Source organism: Trinickia camelliae (genome assembly GCF_053525655.1).
This window is the reverse complement of sequence record NZ_JBCHAA010000014.1, coordinates 48,323-66,502: the sequence shown is the minus strand read 5'-3', so window position 1 is coordinate 66,502 and position 18,180 is coordinate 48,323. Positions and strand designations below refer to the sequence as shown.

19 protein-coding genes and 1 pseudogene are annotated in these 18,180 nt (G+C 64.3%); 5 read left to right on the top strand and 15 right to left on the bottom strand.

From position 1 onward, the window contains the following. Positions 1 to 98: 98 nt before the first annotated feature. From AAHK20_RS22340 to AAHK20_RS22305, 8 genes are all read right to left on the bottom strand, one after another. Positions 99 to 1,487: a replicative DNA helicase gene (locus AAHK20_RS22340; RefSeq protein ID WP_449183683.1), complete on the bottom strand. Its 1,389-nt coding sequence runs from the start codon at positions 1,485 to 1,487 to the stop codon at positions 99 to 101. Positions 1,488 to 1,641: 154 nt separating this feature from the next. Beyond that, positions 1,642 to 2,094, bottom strand: a complete 453-nt coding sequence (rplI, locus tag AAHK20_RS22335) for a 50S ribosomal protein L9 (RefSeq protein ID WP_449183682.1) — start codon at positions 2,092 to 2,094, stop codon at positions 1,642 to 1,644. Positions 2,095 to 2,121: 27 nt separating this feature from the next. Then, complete coding sequence (rpsR, locus tag AAHK20_RS22330) at positions 2,122 to 2,397, bottom strand: 30S ribosomal protein S18 (RefSeq protein WP_137332245.1); 276 nt, start codon at positions 2,395 to 2,397, stop codon at positions 2,122 to 2,124. A 2-nt stretch (positions 2,398 to 2,399) separates the two neighbouring features. Beyond that, on the bottom strand, positions 2,400 to 2,699 hold the full coding sequence (gene priB / locus AAHK20_RS22325) for a primosomal replication protein N (RefSeq protein ID WP_137332244.1): 300 nt from the start codon (positions 2,697 to 2,699) through the stop codon (positions 2,400 to 2,402). Between the two features lie 41 nt (positions 2,700 to 2,740). Next, positions 2,741 to 3,118, bottom strand: coding sequence for a 30S ribosomal protein S6 (rpsF, locus tag AAHK20_RS22320; RefSeq protein ID WP_449183681.1), 378 nt, complete (start codon positions 3,116 to 3,118; stop codon positions 2,741 to 2,743). Between the two features lie 198 nt (positions 3,119 to 3,316). Next, positions 3,317 to 4,228 (bottom strand): anti-sigma factor family protein, encoded by a 912-nt coding sequence (locus tag AAHK20_RS22315; protein WP_449183680.1) that lies wholly within the window; start codon positions 4,226 to 4,228, stop codon positions 3,317 to 3,319. Beyond that, a complete protein-coding gene (locus AAHK20_RS22310) occupies positions 4,218 to 4,880 on the bottom strand; it encodes an RNA polymerase sigma factor (protein ID WP_449183827.1) in 663 nt (220 codons plus the stop codon). Before AAHK20_RS22310 ends, AAHK20_RS22315 begins: the two co-directional genes overlap by 11 nt. 277 nt (positions 4,881 to 5,157) lie before the next feature. Further along, positions 5,158 to 6,069: a LysR family transcriptional regulator gene (locus tag AAHK20_RS22305; RefSeq protein WP_449183679.1), complete on the bottom strand. Its 912-nt coding sequence runs from the start codon at positions 6,067 to 6,069 to the stop codon at positions 5,158 to 5,160. A gap of 208 nt (positions 6,070 to 6,277) precedes the next feature. Here AAHK20_RS22305 and gcl point away from each other — a divergent pair, with 208 nt between their 5' ends. From gcl to AAHK20_RS22290, 3 genes are all read left to right on the top strand, one after another. Further along, positions 6,278 to 8,053 (top strand): glyoxylate carboligase, encoded by a 1,776-nt coding sequence (gene gcl, locus AAHK20_RS22300; RefSeq protein WP_449183678.1) that lies wholly within the window; start codon positions 6,278 to 6,280, stop codon positions 8,051 to 8,053. A gap of 89 nt (positions 8,054 to 8,142) precedes the next feature. Then, a complete protein-coding gene (hyi, locus tag AAHK20_RS22295; protein WP_449183677.1) occupies positions 8,143 to 8,934 on the top strand; it encodes a hydroxypyruvate isomerase in 792 nt (263 codons plus the stop codon). A 78-nt stretch (positions 8,935 to 9,012) separates the two neighbouring features. After that, positions 9,013 to 9,897 carry a 2-hydroxy-3-oxopropionate reductase gene (locus AAHK20_RS22290; RefSeq protein WP_449183676.1) on the top strand — a complete coding sequence of 295 codons (885 nt, stop codon included), beginning with the start codon at positions 9,013 to 9,015 and terminating at the stop codon, positions 9,895 to 9,897. A gap of 280 nt (positions 9,898 to 10,177) precedes the next feature. Here AAHK20_RS22290 and AAHK20_RS22285 read toward each other — a convergent pair whose 3' ends face one another. The 7 genes from AAHK20_RS22285 to AAHK20_RS22255 form a co-directional block, all read right to left on the bottom strand. Next, positions 10,178 to 11,209 carry an asparaginase gene (locus AAHK20_RS22285; protein ID WP_449183675.1) on the bottom strand — a complete coding sequence of 344 codons (1,032 nt, stop codon included), beginning with the start codon at positions 11,207 to 11,209 and terminating at the stop codon, positions 10,178 to 10,180. Between the two features lie 34 nt (positions 11,210 to 11,243). Further along, on the bottom strand, positions 11,244 to 11,585 hold the full coding sequence (locus AAHK20_RS22280; RefSeq protein WP_449183674.1) for a zinc ribbon domain-containing protein YjdM: 342 nt from the start codon (positions 11,583 to 11,585) through the stop codon (positions 11,244 to 11,246). Between the two features lie 98 nt (positions 11,586 to 11,683). Then, the gene (locus AAHK20_RS22275; RefSeq protein WP_449183673.1) at positions 11,684 to 12,610 is read right to left on the bottom strand and encodes a CysB family HTH-type transcriptional regulator; all 927 of its coding nucleotides are present in this window, start codon (positions 12,608 to 12,610) and stop codon (positions 11,684 to 11,686) included. Between the two features lie 84 nt (positions 12,611 to 12,694). Continuing rightward, positions 12,695 to 13,762 (bottom strand): sulfate/molybdate ABC transporter ATP-binding protein, encoded by a 1,068-nt coding sequence (locus tag AAHK20_RS22270; RefSeq protein ID WP_449183672.1) that lies wholly within the window; start codon positions 13,760 to 13,762, stop codon positions 12,695 to 12,697. Positions 13,763 to 13,777: 15 nt separating this feature from the next. Next, complete coding sequence (gene cysW / locus AAHK20_RS22265; RefSeq protein WP_449183671.1) at positions 13,778 to 14,677, bottom strand: sulfate ABC transporter permease subunit CysW; 900 nt, start codon at positions 14,675 to 14,677, stop codon at positions 13,778 to 13,780. Next, positions 14,674 to 15,582: a sulfate ABC transporter permease subunit CysT gene (gene cysT / locus AAHK20_RS22260; RefSeq protein ID WP_449183670.1), complete on the bottom strand. Its 909-nt coding sequence runs from the start codon at positions 15,580 to 15,582 to the stop codon at positions 14,674 to 14,676. The genes cysW and cysT overlap by 4 nt, the downstream gene beginning before the upstream one ends. A gap of 145 nt (positions 15,583 to 15,727) precedes the next feature. After that, the gene (locus AAHK20_RS22255) at positions 15,728 to 16,783 is read right to left on the bottom strand and encodes a sulfate ABC transporter substrate-binding protein (RefSeq protein ID WP_449183669.1); all 1,056 of its coding nucleotides are present in this window, start codon (positions 16,781 to 16,783) and stop codon (positions 15,728 to 15,730) included. A gap of 277 nt (positions 16,784 to 17,060) precedes the next feature. Between AAHK20_RS22255 and lexA the strand changes: the two genes are divergently transcribed. Together lexA and AAHK20_RS22245 are read left to right on the top strand one after the other, a co-directional pair. Then, complete coding sequence (lexA, locus tag AAHK20_RS22250) at positions 17,061 to 17,711, top strand: transcriptional repressor LexA (protein WP_449183668.1); 651 nt, start codon at positions 17,061 to 17,063, stop codon at positions 17,709 to 17,711. 217 nt (positions 17,712 to 17,928) lie between these two features. Beyond that, a pseudogene (locus AAHK20_RS22245) lies at positions 17,929 to 18,129 on the top strand (hypothetical protein); the annotation flags it as partial. Positions 18,130 to 18,180: the final 51 nt, after the last annotated feature.

Sequence of the window (18,180 nt, the reverse complement as noted above, 5' to 3'; positions counted from 1 at the left end):
CCGAACCCGCAAAGTGCCGCGCAGACGTGGAAAGCAACGTTTTCTCACGCGGCGCTTTACTTTGCGGCCGACCTTCGTTCTCTTCGGTTGCTACGTCATTACTCGCCGCCGTGGAAGTGCTGCGGGCCCGCGAAGTTGTCGAACTTCGTGTATTGGCCGATGAACGTCAACCGAACCGGTCCGATCGGACCGTTACGCTGCTTGCCGATGATGATCTCGGCCGTGCCCTTGTCGGGGCTGTCGGGGTTGTAGACCTCGTCGCGGTAGATGAAGAGGATCACGTCCGCGTCCTGTTCGATAGCGCCTGATTCGCGCAAGTCCGACATCACCGGACGCTTGTTGGGACGCTGCTCCAGGCCGCGGTTCAGCTGCGACAGCGCGATCACCGGCACGTCGAGCTCTTTGGCCAAGCTCTTGAGCGAGCGTGAGATTTCGGAGATTTCGGTCGCGCGGTTCTCGCCCTGCGACGAGCCCGACATCAGCTGCAGGTAGTCGATGATGATGAGACCGAGCTTGCCGCACTGGCGCGAAAGCCGCCGCGCGCGCGAGCGCAATTCCATCGGATTCAGGCCGCCGGTTTCGTCGATGAAGAGCTGCGCCTCGCTCATTTTCTGCACCGCGTGCGTGAGCTTCGGCCAGTCTTCGTCGGTGAGGCGCCCGGTACGCATCCGATGCTGATCGAGCCGGCCGACCGAACCGAGCATACGCATCGTGAGTTGCGTGCCCGGCATTTCCATCGAGAAGACCGCGACCGGCAGGCCGTATTCGACGGCGACGTATTCGCCGATGTTCATGCTGAAGGCCGTTTTGCCCATGGACGGGCGTCCCGCCACGATGATCAGCTCGCCGCCGTGCATGCCGGAGGTCATCCGGTCGAGGTCGACGAAGCCTGTCGGCGTGCCGGTCACATCGCTCGGATTGGCCGTGTGGTAGAGCGTGTCGATCCGTTCCACGACCTGCGTGAGCAGCGGCCCGATTTCGAGGAAGCCCTGCGTCCCGCGCGCGCCATCTTCGGCGATCGAAAACACCTTCGATTCGGCCTCGTCGAGCAGTTGGCGGACTTCCTTGCCTTGCGGGTTGAAAGCATCGGCGGAGATCTCGTCGGCCACCGACACGAGCCGGCGCAGCACCGCGCGGTCGCGCACGATTTCCGCATAGCGGCGGATATTCGCCGCGCTCGGCGTGTTCTGCGCGAGCGCATTCAGGTACGCGAGGCCGCCCACCTCCTCCGCCTTGCCGGAGGTGCCGAGCGCTTCATAGACGGTGATCACGTCGGCCGGCCGCGTCGAGGCGATCAGCTTGCCGATGTGCTCGAAGATGATGCGGTGGTCATAGCGGTAGAAATCGCTCTGCGCCAGGAAGTCGGCGATACGATCCCATGCCGCATTGTCGAGCAACAACCCGCCGAGGACCGACTGCTCGGCCTCGATCGAATGCGGCGGGACTTTCAGAGACTCGAGTTGGGGGTCTTTCGGCGGTGCGTTCATGGGGAGGAATTATCGCGAAATGGCAGTGTTCGTACCAGCCCGGCGGATGCGGAAAGCCGATAAAAAAAGACAGGGGCCGGTTTCCCGGCCCCTGTCTTTTTCCTTGCACGCCGAATCGACAATTAGCCGGCTCGGCGTAATACAGCTTGCGCGCTTAGGCGTGCTCGCCCAGCACCGACACCGTGACGTCGACCAGGACGTCCGTGTGCAGCGAAACCTGCACCGGATGGTCGCCGACCAGCTTCAGCGGGCCTTCCGGCAGACGCACTTGCGCCTTTTCCACAGCGAAGCCTTGCTTCGTCAGCGCTTCGGCGATGTCGGCGTTGGTCACCGAGCCGAACAGACGGCCGTCGACGCCAGCCTTCTGCGCGATTTGCACGGTCAGGCCAGCCAGCTTTTCGCCTTGAGCTTGAGCCGCTGCCAGCTTTTCAGCCGCAACCTTTTCGAGTTCCGCACGGCGGACTTCGAATTCGGCGATCGCTTCCTTCGTTGCGCGGCGAGCTTGTTTTTTCGGGATCAGGAAGTTACGTGCGTAGCCGTCCTTCACCTTGACGATGTCGCCGAGGTTGCCCAGGTTGACGACTTTTTCCAAAAGAATGATTTGCATTCGGATTCTCCTTATTGCGTCGTCTGATTAGGCCTTGTGCAGATCGGTGTACGGCAGCAGCGCGAGGAAACGTGCGCGCTTGATTGCCGTGTCGAGCTGGCGTTGATAGTGGGCCTTCGTACCCGTCAGACGAGCCGGCGTGATCTTGCCGTTTTCGCCGATGAAGTCCTTCAGCGTTTCAGTGTCCTTGTAGTCGATGGATTCGACGCCAGCGGCCGTGAAACGGCAGAACTTCTTGCGCTTGAAGAGCGGATTTTGTTGCTGACGACGCTTGTCGAATTTCTTACCAGTCGGGCGGGGCATGTTCAGTCCTTTCCAATGTCCTGCAATTCAGTGATGTGAAACACCAAGGTTCGCGCGTTGCGGTTTTTCTTCGCCAGGAAGCCGGTGAAGAGCGTCTCGACGCCCATCTCGCAGCTTTCCAGCTTGCCGCTCGCGGCTCCCGCGGCGACCGCCGGCATGGTCAGTTCGATTTGCCGGGCAATGCCCGCTTCGACGACTTCCGTGCGGTGCTGCAACGTGCAGCTTGCGATCGGAACGCCGGCGGGGGTGTACCGCACCGGTTCGCGTTCGACGACGCTGGCCGTGAGTTGCAGCCGGTTCACGAGAGCAGAGTGAGCCTTGGTGGCTTAATAAACCAGAGTCCTTAAGCCTGCGCTTCGGACGGTTGCGACGATGCAGCCGCCTTCTTGGCTTCTTCGCGCTGCACTTCCTTCATCATCGGCGACGGGCCGGTTTCGGCCTTCTTCATCTTGACGATGAGGTGACGCAGCACGGCGTCGTTGAACTTGAATGCGTGCTCGAGTTCGTCGAGCGTGGCTTGGTCGCATTCGATGTTCATGCAGACGTAGTGAGCCTTCGCGAGTTTCTCGATCATGTAGGCCAGTTGGCGACGGCCCCAATCTTCGATACGGTGGATTTGGCCACCGTGCGTGGTGATCGTGGACTTGTAACGCTCGATCATCGCGGGCACTTGCTCGCTTTGATCGGGGTGCACGATGAAGACGATTTCGTAATGACGCATACACACTCCTTGTGGATTAAAGCCACCCGGGCGTCGGAACCGGTGTGGCAAGTGAGAAGCCGAAGATTGTAACCCGGCTTTCGGCCGAAGTGCAAGCCAAATGACACTGTCTTCTGCGGATTCGGCCGTGTTTTCAAGGATTTAGAGGGGGCGGCTCGGGGAACGCCGCATCGGCGCGTACCGAAGCCGCCCGCCTCCTCATCCCGCTTCCCCCGAGCCCCCGCCATGCAGCCGCGCCTGCAGCGCGGCCTTGAACGCGACGAGCGCGTCCGGCGTCGCATCGGTGACGGCCCAAAACGTCATCCCGTCCTCCTGCCAGCGCGAGAGCGAATAGCCGTCCCGGACGAGCGTCGCGGGAGCGCGGCCCGAGCTGTCGGCGGCCTCGGGAAACACGTAGACGTCGAGCGGATGTTTCTTGTACCGGTAGATCAGCACGGCCACACGCCGGTGCTCGACGTAGTCCAGCCGTCCGCCGACCAGCGGAAAGCCGCTCGCCGCCAGATCCTCCACGGGCGGCGAGTAGTCGATCCTGCCGTTGAACCAGGGCTTGACGGTGTGCTGGTCGGTCGAGATCACGTCGATGTCGCGCTCCGAGATCAGCGCGCGGACGTGGCTCGACACCAGTTCGTCGGCGATCGGGCCAACGCCCGCCGGCCGATGCAGCGCGAGCGTCACGCCCGCCGCCGCGGCCGCAACCGCGAGAACGAGCGCGCCCGTCCAGCCCAGCGACCACGCGGCCCCGCCCCCCGGCTGCGGCCCGAACGACGGCCAGCGGCCACCGAACCAGTTTCGCCAGCCGTCGAGCGGTTGGCGGCCGCGCGGCTTGGCACGCGTGGGTTCGGGTCGAAATTGGGCGTCCGGCTGGCGAGCAGGCTCGGCCTCCGGCTCCGTCAGCGGCGGCAAGTCGGCCAAAATGCGCGCCCGCAACGACTCAGGTGCGCGGTAGTAGCCGGCTGCGCGCAACGTGTCGCCAAGCGCGCGCACATTTTCGCTTTCGCGCCGGCAATCGGGGCACTCGGCCAAATGCGCTTGAACGCGCCGGGCGTCGGGCGCCGAGAGTTCGCGGTCGGCATCCGCATCGATCAGCGGCCGCGCTTCTTTACAGTCCATCTGGATTCTCCTTAGCGGCTGCGGGGGTGGCAGCCAGGCGCCGGTTCGGCCACGAATCGGCGCTAGTGTCGGGCGGGACGTCGCGCCGCGACTCCGGCGCCGCGCGCGAGGCCGGCGCACCCTGCGCGGCCCCTGCCCCCGAGGCTTCCGACGCATGCAGCACGGCGGCCAGCTTCCTGCGCCCCCGCGCAAGCCGCGACATCACCGTGCCGACCGGCAGATCGGCAATCGCCGCGATGTCGCGGTAGCTCATGTCTTCCAGCTCCCGCAGGATCAGCACCTCGCGGAACTCTACCGGCAGCTTTTCGAGCGCCGCATGCACGAGCCGCACGTCTTCGTCGCGGATCAGCACCGTCTGCGGGTCCTCGATCGAGCGCGACCAGCCTTCGAACGTCTCGTCGGCGGATTCATCGCCCGGCTCGGCGTCCTCGAACGCCTGGACCTCGTGCGACGACGCGCGCCGCCGCCACTCCGTGTACCAGGTGCGCCGCACGATCGCGAAGAGCCACGGGCGCATGCTGTCGCCGCGGAAGTTGTCGAAGAAGCGGAACGCGCGCAGATAGGCCTCCTGCACGACGTCGTCCGCATCGTTCGCGTTGCCGCAAAGCCAGCGCGCCAGGTTGTACGCCGCATCGAGATGCGGCAGCGCCATCTGCTGGAAGCGGCGGTTGCGCTCGTCGAGCGCGCGCTGGTCAGCCGCGCATGGTTTGGTGTCGCCCACCCTTAGTCCCCAAAAGGCTTACACATGGAATACCAGTGACGAATCGAGTTTATTCCCGTGCCCCCCACATCGATTGAAGTCGCTTCAAAAAAAGCGGGAATAAACCGCATCGCGCTCCGCGGCTCGGGACACGAGACGATGAACGGGATGATCGTCGTCGGCTAAGCCGCTTTCGGATCGCGCCTGGGCGGATCGAGACGGCTGGAGGCTATTCGTTCTCGCTCCAATACCCCGGGCGCGCGTAAGCCTCTTTCAGATAGTCGATGAAGTACCGGACTTTCGCCGGCACGTAGCGCTGCTGCGGATAGACGGCGAGGATGTCGTAATCAGGCAGCGCGTACTCGTCGAGCACCGTTTCGAGCTCGCCTCGTTCGAGCTGTTGATTGATTTCCCAGGTCGAGCGCCAGCCGAGCCCGAGCCCCTCCGACACCCAGCGGTGCAGCAGCTCGCCGTCGTTGCAGTCGAGCGTGCCGGCGACCCGCACCGTCACGAGCTTGCCGTTGCGCCGGAAATACCAGCCGCGATTCTGGCCGCCCTGCAGGTTGAACGCGAGGCAGTTGTGGTTCGGCAGATCCTCGAGCGACTTCGGCCGCCCGTACTTTTTGAAGTAGCCGGGCGTGCCGCACACGACACGCCGGTTCGACGCGAGCTTCACCGCGACGAAATTGGGATCGACCGCGCCGCCGATCCGGATCGACAAGTCATAGCCTTCGCGCACGAGATCGACGACGCGGTCGGTCAGGTTGAACGACATCTGCAGATCGGGCTTGTCCTTCAGGAACGCCGGGGCGAGCGGCGCGACATGCTTGCGGCCGTAGGCGGCCGGCGCCGACACGATCAGGTGCCCCCCCACCGAGCGCCGCCCCGCGGCGAGTTCGTTCTCGGCCTGGTCCCATTCGGAGAGCAACCCTCGGCAGCGCTCCAGGAATGACGCCCCCTCTTCGCTGACGACCAGGCGCCGGGTCGAGCGGTACATGAGCTTCACGCCGAGCCGCTTTTCGAGCGCGTCGATGCGCCGCCCGAGGATCACCGGCGAGACCCCCTCCTCCAGCGCCGCGGCGGCAAGGCTGCCGGCATCGGCAACACGCACGAAAGTTTCGATTTGCTTGAAGCGGTCCATCGTCTTGTCTCCACCCATCAGGGTTTCTGCTTAGGCGCGGCTGCCATGCTGGACATGGCAAAGCGCGCTGTGCCGGTGCTGACTTGGCGTCAGCACATTCCATACTTTTAGTTTCGAAATAAACGACCCGGACTGATCTTATCAAACCTATAGCGCGGCCTTACAGTGCTCCTCAACCACCCTCTAGCTGACATTCAGGAGACATTCCATGGCCAAGATGAGAGCCGTCGACGCAGCCGTGCTCGTGCTCGAAAAAGAAGGCATCGACACCGCTTTCGGCGTTCCGGGCGCCGCGATCAACCCGTTCTATTCGGCGATGAAGAAGGCCGGCGGCATCAGCCACGTGCTCGCACGCCACGTCGAGGGCGCCTCGCACATGGCCGAAGGCTATACGCGCGCCGCGCCCGGCAACATCGGCGTGTGCATCGGCACCTCGGGCCCCGCCGGTACCGACATGATCACCGGCCTTTACTCGGCCCAGGCTGACTCGATTCCTATTCTCGCCATCACGGGCCAGGCACCGCGTGCGCGTCTGTACAAGGAAGACTTCCAGGCCGTCGACATCGAGTCGATCGCGAAGCCCGTGACGAAGTGGGCCGTCACCGTGCGCGAACCCGCGCTCGTGCCGCGCGCATTCCAGCAGGCGTTCCACCTGATGCGCTCGGGCCGTCCCGGTCCCGTGCTGATCGACTTGCCGATCGACGTGCAGCTCGCCGAAATCGAGTTCGACATCGACACCTACGAGCCGCTGCCGGTCTACAAGCCGAAGGCGACGCGCAAGCAGATCGAAGCCGCCCTCACGCTGCTCAACAACGCCGACAAGCCGTTGATCGTTTCCGGCGGCGGCGTGCTCAATGCAGCCGCTGAAGACCTGCTCGTGCAGTTCGCCGAAACGGTCGGCGTGCCGGTCGTCCCGACGCTGATGTCGTGGGGCGCGATCGCCGACGATCACCCGCTGATGGTCGGCATGGTCGGCCTCCAGACCTCGCACCGCTACGGCAACGCGACGATGCTCGCCTCCGACTTCGTGCTCGGCATCGGCAACCGCTGGGCGAACCGCCACACGGGCAGCGTCGACGTCTACACGAAGGGCCGCAAGTTCGTGCACGTCGATATCGAGCCGACGCAAATCGGCCGCGTGTTCGGTCCGGATCTCGGCATCGTGTCCGATGCCAAGGCTGCGCTCGAACTGTTCGTCGAAGTCGCCAAGGAATGGAAGGCAGCCGGCAAGCTGAAGGATCGTGGCGCGTGGGTCGCGGAGTGCCAGGAGCGCAAGCGCACGATGCTGCGCAAGACGCACTTCGAGAACGTGCCGATCAAGCCGCAACGCGTCTACGAAGAGATGAACCGCGTGTTCGGCCGCGACACCTGCTACGTGAGCACGATCGGCCTCTCGCAGATCGCCGCCGCGCAGTTCCTGCACGTCTACAAGGCGCGCAATTGGATCAACTGCGGCCAGGCAGGCCCGCTCGGCTGGACGATTCCGGCAGCGCTCGGCGTGCGGGCGGCTGATCCGCAGCGTCCGATCGTCGCGCTCTCGGGCGACTACGACTTCCAGTTCATGATCGAAGAACTGGCCGTGGGCGCGCAATTCAAGCTGCCGTACGTGCACGTCGTCGTGAACAACTCGTACCTCGGCCTCATCCGCCAGGCACAGCGGGCGTTCGACATGGACTTCTGCGTGCAGCTCGCGTTCGAGAACATCAACGCGCCGGAAGTGAACGGCTACGGCGTCGATCACGTGGCGGTTGCCGAAGGTCTCGGCTGCAAGGCGATCCGCGTGTTCAAGCCGGAAGACATCAAGCCCGCGCTCGAAAAAGCGAAGTCGATGCTCTCCGAGTTCAATGTGCCGGTCATCGTCGAAGTGATTCTCGAGCGCGTGACGAACATCTCGATGGGCACCGAGATCGACGCGATCAACGAGTTCGAAGAGCTGGCCGAGAAGAAGCAGGACGCGCCGACCGCGATCTCGATGCTCGACTGAGCCTTGATCGCCCCGGCGAGCGCTCAACGCGTAATCACTGAGCGCTCGCCGCGCAACACACCATTGACCGACCAGCGAGACACATAGCCATGCCGAAATTTGCAGCAAACCTGACGATGCTCTTTAACGAAGTGCCGTTCCTCGACCGCTTCAAGGCGGCCGCCGACGCGGGCTTCAATGCAGTCGAATTCCTGTTTCCGTATCCGTTCTCGACGGCGGAATTGGCTGAGCGCCTCGAAGCGAACAAGCTGCGCCTCGTGCTGCACAACCTGCCTGCGGGCAACTGGGAAGGCGGCGAGCGCGGCATCGCTTGCCTGCCCGATCGCGTCGGCGAGTTTCAAGAAGGCGTGGGCCGCGCGATTCAGTACGCGAAGGCGCTGAAGGTCCCGCAACTGAACTGCCTCGTCGGCATTCCGACCGCAGGCGTGGACAAGGACAAAGCGCGTTCGACCATCGTCGACAACCTGCGCTTCGCCGCGGGCGAGCTGAAGAAGGAAGGCATCAAGCTGCTCGTCGAGCCGTGCAACTCGTACGACATTCCCGGCTTCGCGCTGAACCGTTCGTCCGAAGGGCTCGACGTGATCCGCGCGGTCGGCTCGGACAACCTGTTCCTGCAGTACGACATCTATCACATGCAGCGCATGGAAGGCGAACTGGCCGCCACGATCAAGAAGAACCTGCCGCAGATCGCGCACATCCAGCTCGCCGACAATCCGGGCCGCAACGAGCCGGGCACGGGCGAAATCAACTACGCGTTCCTATTCGCGCTGCTCGATTCGCTCGGCTACGACGGCTACATCGGCTGCGAGTACAAGCCGCGCACGACGACCGTCGAAGGCTTGGGCTGGCTGCAGAGCGTCGCGGGACAGCAAGCGGCGTGATTCACGGCGCCGCCTGCCTCTCACGTGTAAGCCGCGCGGCGCATTCATTCCAAGATCAAACATACGGAAGACAACGAAATGGCAAAGATCGGTTTTATCGGCCTCGGCATCATGGGCGCGCACATGGCGCGCAATCTCATCAAGGGTGGCCACACGCTGTTCGTGAACGGCGCGTATCCGGTGCCGGACGACCTGAGCAAGACGACGACGGTCGTCGCGAACTCGACGGCGGTCGCGCAAGCCGCGGACATCGTCATCTCGATGGTGCCGGACACGCCTGACGTCGCGAACGTGCTGTTCGCCGACGACGGCGTCGCGAAAGGCCTCTCGGCCGGCAAGCTCGTGATCGACATGAGCTCGATCTCGCCGCTCGAAACGCAAGGGTTCGCGAAGAAGATCAACGCGCTCGGCTGCGACTACCTCGACGCGCCGGTGTCCGGTGGTGAAGTCGGTGCGCGCGAAGCGACGCTCTCGATCATGGTCGGCGGCCCGGATAAAGCGTTCGAGATCGCGAAGCCGCTCTTCGAGCTGATGGGCAAGAACATCTCGCTGGTGGGCGGCAACGGTGACGGCCAGACCGCCAAGGTCGCCAACCAGATCATCGTCGCGCTGAACATCGAAGCCGTGGCGGAAGCGCTGCTGTTCGCCTCGCGTGCCGGCGCCGATCCGGAGCGCGTGCGCAAGGCATTGATGGGCGGCTTCGCGTCGTCGCGCATTCTCGAAGTGCACGGCGAGCGCATGACGAAGCGCACGTTCAACCCGGGCTTCCGCATCGAGCTGCACCAGAAGGATCTGAACCTCGCGCTCGACGGCGCGCGCAAGCTCGGCATCGCCCTGCCCCATACGGCCAGCGCGCAGCAACTGTTCAGCGTCTGCGCGGCGAACGGCGGCAAGGCGTGGGATCACTCGGCGCTGATTCGCGCGCTCGAAATCATGGCGAACTTTGAAATCGCCAACGCTTAAGAAAGACGAAGGCCGCGCTGTTACGCGGCCTCATGCAGCAAAGGATGTAGGTACATCGGGGCCGTGCGTTTAGCTCGGCCCCGGAATGTGGGGCGCCTTGTCCGGCACGTGTGAATCTCGAGATATCGAGCCACGCGCGCCGGACGGGCAAAACGAGCCGCTCTGGGCTGAGAGCGGCAGGTGGGGTCCGCAGCGGCACCCGGCGGCGCCGGGGAAGCCTTGGTCGGTCAGACGTCGTCGTCGGGTGTCCGGCTGTCGGATTGCTACGTTTTTATCGGTATCAGTATTGGTCGAAGATCTGCTGCAGCTCCGCAGCAGTCGACTTGCCCGAGGCCAGCGCGAGCATCAGCAACACGCGCGCCTTGTACGGATTCAAGGTCCCCGCGCTCACGAAGCCCAGCGCATCGTCGGACGCCGCGCCGTTGCGCATCACGTGGCCCGAGCCCACGCGCGACGAACGCACCACGGCAATCCCCTTCTTCACCGCATCGGCCAGCGCGCTTTGCAGCGTCGCGTGGATCGAACCGTTGCCGGTTCCGGCGACGACGATGCCGCGCGCGCCCGCCGCCACCAGCGCATCGACCATCACGCGCGACACGCCGGCATAGCTCGCGACGATCTCGACGACCGGCCATTCAGCCGCCACCGAGCCGATCGAAAACGGCGTGCTCGCCGTATGCGGCCGCACCGCGCCGCGCTGAAATTCGACCCGCCCATCCTGCACCCACCCAAGCGCGCCAATCTCCGGCGACTGGAACGCATCGACCGCATAGGTGCTGGTCTTCACGATGTCGCGCGCGCTGTGGATCCGGTTGTTGAACGCGACGAGCACGCCCTGCCCGCGCGCCGCCGGACTTGCCGCGACCGTCACTGCGCCGAGCAGATTGAGCGGACCGTCGGCCGAAAGCGCCGACGACGGCCGCATCGCCGCCGTGAGCACGACGGGCTTCGCGTGCTTGACGGTCAGATGCAGCAAGTACGCGGTTTCTTCGAGCGTATCGGTGCCGTGCGTGATGACGACGCCGTCGACGTCGTCGCTCGCGAGCAACGTGTTGACGCGCTCGGCGAGCGTCGCCCACAGCGCGAGCGGCATGTCCTTGCTGTCGATGCTGGCGACCTGCTCGGCGTCGATGCGCGCGACGTTCGCGAGACCGGGCACCGCGGCGAGCAGCTTGTCGACGCCGACGACGCCGGCTTGATAGCCCGCGGTCTGCGCGGAATCGGCCGCCGAGCCGGCGATCGTGCCGCCGGTGGCGAGCACGGCGATGCGCGGCAGCGCGCGCGGGGAGGAGGTGGTGGTCGGAGTATTCATGGGCGCCATTTTAGACGCGCCAAATGCCGGCGGGTCAGACCTTTCGAACGAACTCGGTTTTCAGGCTCATCGCGCCGAAGCCGTCGATCTTGCAATCGATGTCGTGGTCGCCATCGACCAGTCGAATGTTCTTGACCTTGGTTCCCATTTTGACCACGCCGCTGGAACCCTTCAGTTTCAGATCCTTGATGACCGTAACCGTATCGCCATCCTGGAGAACATTGCCGGCTGAATCCCGATAGACCTTTGCGGCCGCCTCAGCGGGCGTGCTTGCTTCGGACGACCACTCGTGAGCGCACTCCGGACAGACATACATTCCGCCATCCTCGTAGGTGAACTCGGACTGGCATTGCGGGCAGGCGGGCAAGGTACTCATGGGCTTTCCTTCAAAAAGTGCAGAAGTATACCGCCGCCCTTTCGCAACCTGACGAATAGCTGTCGATTCCTTGATCGCGCCACGTCCCGCAGCCCCGTTCAGGCCACTTCCCGCAACTGCACCGCAATCTCCGCCTCGGACAGATGCGGCGCGAACATCTCGATCAGCTTGTAAGCGTACGCACGCAAGAACGCCCCCTTGCGCAACCCCACGCGCGTCGTGCTCGCCTCGAACAGATGCTGCGTATCGAGCGCGACAAGCTCCGTATCGCGCTTCGGATCGAACGCCATCGCGGCCACCACGCCGATCCCCATGCCCAGTTCGACGTAGGTCTTGATGACGTCCGCATCGATCGCCGTCAGCACGACGTCGGGCAGCGCGCCGGCCTGCGCGAACGCCTGGTCGACATGCGAGCGGCCCGTGAAGTCCTGGTCGTAGGTGACGATCGGATACTCGGCGATCTCCTCGAGCGTCAGGTTCTCGCGGCCGACGAGCGGATGGTTCTTCGGCACGACGACGACGTGATGCCACGAGTAGCACGGGAACGTCACGATGTCGGGAAAGCGGTCGAGCGCCTCGGTCGAAATGCCGATGTCGGCCTCGCCGTTGATGATCATCTGCGCAATCTGCTGCGGGCTGCCCTGGCGCAACGCGAGATGCACCTTCGGGAACACCTCGGTGAACTGGCGGATCACCTTCGGCAAGGCGTAGCGCGCTTGCGTGTGGGTCGTGGCGACAACGAGGTGGCCGCTGTCCTGGTCCGCGAACTGGCGCGCGACGCGGCGCAGGTTCTCCGCATCGAGCAGCATCCGCTCGATCAGCTGATGCACCGCCTTGCCCGGCTCGGTCAGGCCCGTGAGCCGCTTGCCGCGCCGGATGAAGATATCGACGCCGAGCTCGTCCTCGAGATCCTTGATCTGCTTGGACACGCCCGATTGCGACGTGTAGAGGACGTTGGCGACCTCGGTCAGATTCATGTTCTGACGCACGGCTTCGCGTACGAAGCGCAGTTGCTGGAAGTTCATGTGTGCTTCTCCGGACAGATGTTGTCGTTGTTGTCTTGTTATCGATGTGTTGAATCGCTTGCTTGAGCCGCGCCGCTCGCGCCCTCAGCGCGCGGGAAACACGCGCAGCGAGCGCGGCACCGCGGTCACGCCGTCGCCGACGTCGAGCCGCAGCTGACGCCACGTATCGCGGTCGAGCTCCGCTTCGAGCACGTTGCCGCCACGCCCTTCGAGCTCGACGCGCACCGAACCGCCCAGCGTCACGACGCGCCGCACGTCGACGACAATACCCCCTTGCGTCTTCTCGTCGGCGTTTGCGCGCGGATACAGCGCCAAGTCGTGCGGCCGCACATACGCCAGCGCCGGCCCCGTGAACCCCGCCGCGACCGCGATCGGCCGTGCGGCGCCCTCCGCTACGAAGCCGCCCGCTCCGACGCTGCCGCTCAAGCGGTTCGCCGCGCCCAGGAACTCGTAGACGAACGACGTTTGCGGATGATCGTAGACGTCCTGCGGATTGCCGACTTGCTCGACGCGTCCGTGATTCAGCACGACGATCCGGTCGGCCACTTCGAGCGCTTCTTCCTGGTCGTGCGTGACGAAGATCGTCGAGATGTGCAAATCGTCGTGCAGCCGCCGCAGCCAGCTGCGCAATTCCTTGCGGACTTTCGCGTCGAGTGCGCCGAACGGCTCGTCGAGCAGGAGCACCTTCGGCTCCACGGCGAGCGCGCGTGCGAGCGCGATCCGCTGACGCTGACCGCCCGACAGTTCCGACGGATACCGTTGCGCCAGCCAGTCGAGCTGCACGAGCTTGAGCAGCTCGTGCACCTTCTCGCGGATCACGGCCTCCGACGGGCGCTCGCGGCGCGGCTTCACGCGCAGCCCGAACGCGACGTTCTCGAACACCGTCATGTGCCTGAACAGCGCGTAATGCTGGAACACGAAGCCCACTTGCCGCTCGCGCGCGCCGACGCCGCCGACGTCCTGCCCTTGCAGCACGACCTGTCCGGCGTCCGCGTGTTCGAGTCCGGCGATGACGCGCAAGAGCGTGGTCTTGCCGCAGCCGGACGGCCCGAGCAGCGCGACGAGCTCGCCCGGAGGGAAGTCGAGCGATACGTTGTCGAGCGCCGTGAAATCGCCGAAACGTTTTTGCAGATTGCGAACGTTGATGCCCATGCGTGATACGCCTCTTTACTGGTCCGACTGGGTTGCGCCCGGCCGCGCCGCGGCCATTCCGCGTTCGGCGATGAGCTTCAGGCCGAGCGTCACGAGCGCGAGCAATGCGAGCAGCGACGCCACCGCGAACGCGGCCGAAAAGTTGTACTCGTTGTAGAGAATCTCGACGTGGAGCGGCATCGTATCGGTCTGCCCGCGAATGTGACCAGACACCACCGACACCGCTCCGAACTCGCCCATCGCGCGCGCATTGCAGAGAATCACGCCGTAGAGCAGGCCCCACTTGACGTTCGGCAGCGTGACGCGGCGGAAGATCTGCCAGCCCGACGCGCCGAGCACGTGCGCGGCTTCTTCCTCATCGTTGCCCTGGGCCTGCATCAGCGGAATCAGCTCGCGCGCGACGAAAGGAAACGTGACGAAGACCGTTGCGAGCACGATGCCGGGCACAGCGAAGATGATCTGCACGTCGTGATCGGCGAGCCACGGGCCGAACCAGCCTTGCGCGCCGAACATCAGCACGTAGATGAGCCCCGAGATCACGGGCGACACCGAAAACGGCAGATCGATCAGCGTGGTGAGCAGCGCCTTGCCCTTGAATTCGAACTTCGCGATCGCCCACGACGCCGCGAGTCCGAACGCGAGGTTCAGCGGCACGGCAATGGCCGCGACCAGCAGCGTGAGCTTGATCGCGGACCAGGCGTCGGGATCGGCGAGCGAGTCGAAGTAATAGCCGACGCCTTTTCTGAACGCCTCGTAAAACACCGCCGCGAGCGGCACGGCGAGAAAGAGCGTGAGGAACACGAGCGCGATGCCGGTCAGCGCCCAGCGCACCAAGCGCGGCTCCGTAACTGGGTTTGATTCACTTGCAGCGCGCGCGCTCGGCGCTCGCTGGAGGACGGCGGAATCGTGGCTCATCGCGCGGCTCCTTCAATCGCGGGCGCAATCTCAGACGCCGCTGCTGCGCCACCTACCGGACCGCTCGCCCCGCGGCTCGTGCGCCGCTGCAAATACCACTGCAGCGTATTGATCAACAGCAACATCACGAACGACACGACGAGCATCACGACGGCCAGCGCCGTCGCGCCCGCATAGTCGTACTGCTCGAGCTTCGTGATGATCAAGAGCGACGTGATCTCGGACTTCATCGGCACATTGCCGGCGATGAAGATTACCGATCCGTATTCGCCGAGCGCGCGGGCGAACGCGAGCGCGAAACCGGTGAGCAGCGCGGGCGTCACGGCGGGCAGCACGACGCGGCGAAAGGTCAGCCAGCGCGACGCGCCGAGGCACGCCGCGGCCTCCTCCTGCTCGCGCTCGAAGTCTTCTAGCACGGGCTGCACGGTGCGCACGACGAACGGCAGACCGATAAAGGTCAGCGCGACCAGCACGCCCAACGGCGTGAACGCGATCTTGATGCCGAGCGGCGCGAGAAACTGCCCGATCCAGCCGTTGCCCGAATAGACGGCGGCAAGCGAAATGCCCGCGACCGAAGTCGGCAGCGCAAACGGCAAATCGACGACCGCATCGACGATGCGCTTGCCGGGAAACGTGTAGCGCACGAGCACCCACGCCACGAGAAAACCGAACACGGCGTTGATGAGCGCCCCGCCGAGCGCCGCCGAAAACGTGAGCCGATAAGACGCCAGCACGCGCGGCGACGCGACCGCGCGCACGAATTGATCCCACTCGAGCGTGGCCGTCTTCAGGAACGTCGCGGCAAGCGGGATCAGCACCACGAGGCTCAAATACGCCACCGTGATACCGAGCGTCACGCCAAAACCGGGCAGCGCGCTCGGCTTGCGGAAGGTGAACGTCGTCATGCGGATGCTCTTCTTGGGTGCGGCTCCGAAAGGAGCCGTTCGCGAGCGGCTGGTGCGTCGTCGTGTGACGCGCTGGGCCGCTCGTCGTCGTTGTTATAGCCAGCCGAAACTGGCAGTTGACTCTCTTTCTGCGTGACTGCTTGTGTTACTGAGGCTGATAAATCGAATCGAACACGCCACCGTCGGCGAAATGCGTCTTCTGCGCGTTGGTCCAGCCGCCGAACGTGTCGTCGACCGTGTACAGCTTCAGCTTCGGAAACTTGTCCGTCAGCGCGGCCGGCACCTTGCTCGAACGCGGACGATAGAAATTCTTCGCGGCGATCTCCTGCCCTTCGTCGCTATAGAGGAAGTTCAGATACGCCTCGGCGAGCTTGCGCGTGCCGTGCTTGTCGACGACCTTGTCGACCACCGCCACCGGCGGCTCGGCAAGGATGCTCACCGACGGCACGACGATCTCGAACTTGTCCGCGCCGAACTCCTTCTGCGACAGGAACGCCTCGTTTTCCCACGCGATCAGCACGTCGCCGATGCCGCGCTGCACGAAGCTCGTCGTCGCGCCCCGCGCGCCCGAATCGAGCACGCCGGCGTTCTTGTAGAGCTTGGTGATGAACGCCTTCGCCGTCTGGTCGTTGCCGCCCGGCTGGTGCACCGCGTACGCCCAGGCCGCGAGGTAGTTCCAGCGCGCGCCGCCCGAGGTTTTCGGGTTCGGCGTGACGATCGACACGCCCGGTTTCACGAGGTCGTCCCAATCCTTGATGTGCTTCGGATTGCCCTTGCGCACGAGGAACACGATCGTCGACGTGTACGGCGACGCGTTGTCGGGCAAACGCTTCTGCCAGTTCTTGTCGATGAGCCCCTTGTTCGCGAGCGCGTCGATGTCGTAGGCGAGCGCGAGCGTCACGACATCGGCCTGCAAGCCGTCCAGCACTGAGCGCGCCTGCGCGCCCGAGCCGCCGTGCGACTGCTTGAAGGTCACCGTTTCGCCGGTCTTCGCTTTCCACTCCTTGCCGAATGCCTGGTTGATGTCCTGGTACAGCTCGCGCGTCGGGTCGTAGGACACGTTCAACAGCGTCGTATCGGCGTGCACGGGCGCGCTCGCGGTAAGCGTCAGCACGCCGGCCACCGTCGACAGCGCGCTCAAAGCCAGCGTCGCAACCCACCGGCGAGCCTTGCCCGCCTTCCCCGTATTCCTTTCGGCCATTCGTTTGTTCTCCGTTTTCAAGACTGCCGCCTTATTACGTCGGGCCAGTCTAGCGAAGGGCCTACATACTCAAAAATAATAAATCTTCATTCTTTAATGACAAAAAGTGGATAGCGACAGCGGGAATCGGTGCTATGCCAGCCGTTTGGGTGCTCCGGCGTCGCGGATGACCTCGATCAAGCGTCACGGCTGGCTCGGATAGCAACACTTAAAGTAACGCTTGAAATGTGACGAATACTGTATAAAAATACAGTCACCTGTCTATCCATACAGTGCCATGACCAAACTCACCGCAAGGCAGCAGCAGGTTTTTGACTTGATCCGCCAGACGATCGAAAGAAGCGGGTTTCCGCCCACGCGGGCCGAGATCGCCGCCGAACTCGGCTTCAGCTCGGCCAATTCGGCCGAAGAACACCTGCGGGCGCTTGCGCGCAAAGGGGTGATCGAACTCGCCGCCGGCGCCTCGCGCGGCATCCGCCTGCTGATGGGCGTGGACGACGCGCCGCATCAGTTCACGCTGCCGCACGCGGGCCTGATGCAGCTTTCGCTGCCGCTCGTCGGGCGCGTCGCGGCGGGCAGTCCGATCCTCGCGCAAGAGCACATCTCGCAGCACTACGCATGCGATCCGGCGCTCTTCTCGAGCAAGCCCGACTACCTGTTGAAAGTGCGCGGGCTGTCGATGCGCGACGCCGGCATCCTCGATGGCGATCTGCTCGCGGTGCAAAAGCGCAGCGAAGCGAAAGACGGCCAGATCATCGTCGCGCGGCTCGGCGACGACGTCACCGTCAAGCGCCTCAAGCGTCGCAAGGACGGCATCGAACTGATCGCCGAGAACCCCGATTACGACAACATCTTTGTTCAGGCCGGGAGCGCGGAATTCGCACTCGAAGGTATTGCGGTGGGGCTGATTCGCCCGACCGAATTCTGAACGCTGCCCGGACTCTGACTGGAGAAATGCCATGGACCGCCTTGCCCGCCTCTTGCCTTTCCGTCAATTCGGCCGCCTGCGCCATTTGCGCGGCGTCGTGCCTTGCGCACCGCTCGAAGCCATCGACACGCTGACTCGCACCGCGCGAGTCGCAGAAACACGCTTCGATCAGCCCGGATTGCAGTTCGAATCGCAAGCGGGGAGATGGGAGCCGGCACTGCCGTCGGCGCTGCCGGCGTTCGCGCGGGTGTCGTTGAATAGCGGCTTGAACTCGGAACCCACGCGGCGCGGGCCGGTGCGCGTTTATCACAGCGCGTCGCGCCTGATCATGGTCGGCACCATCGACGCGGTCTGCCGGATGATCGATCGTTGCATTGCCGCCGAAGGCTCGGGCGCGCAGCAAGGGCTTTTCGATTGATGGGCTCGGCGGCGCACTCAGTTGCAATAGCTAACAATTCTGAAGGGATCA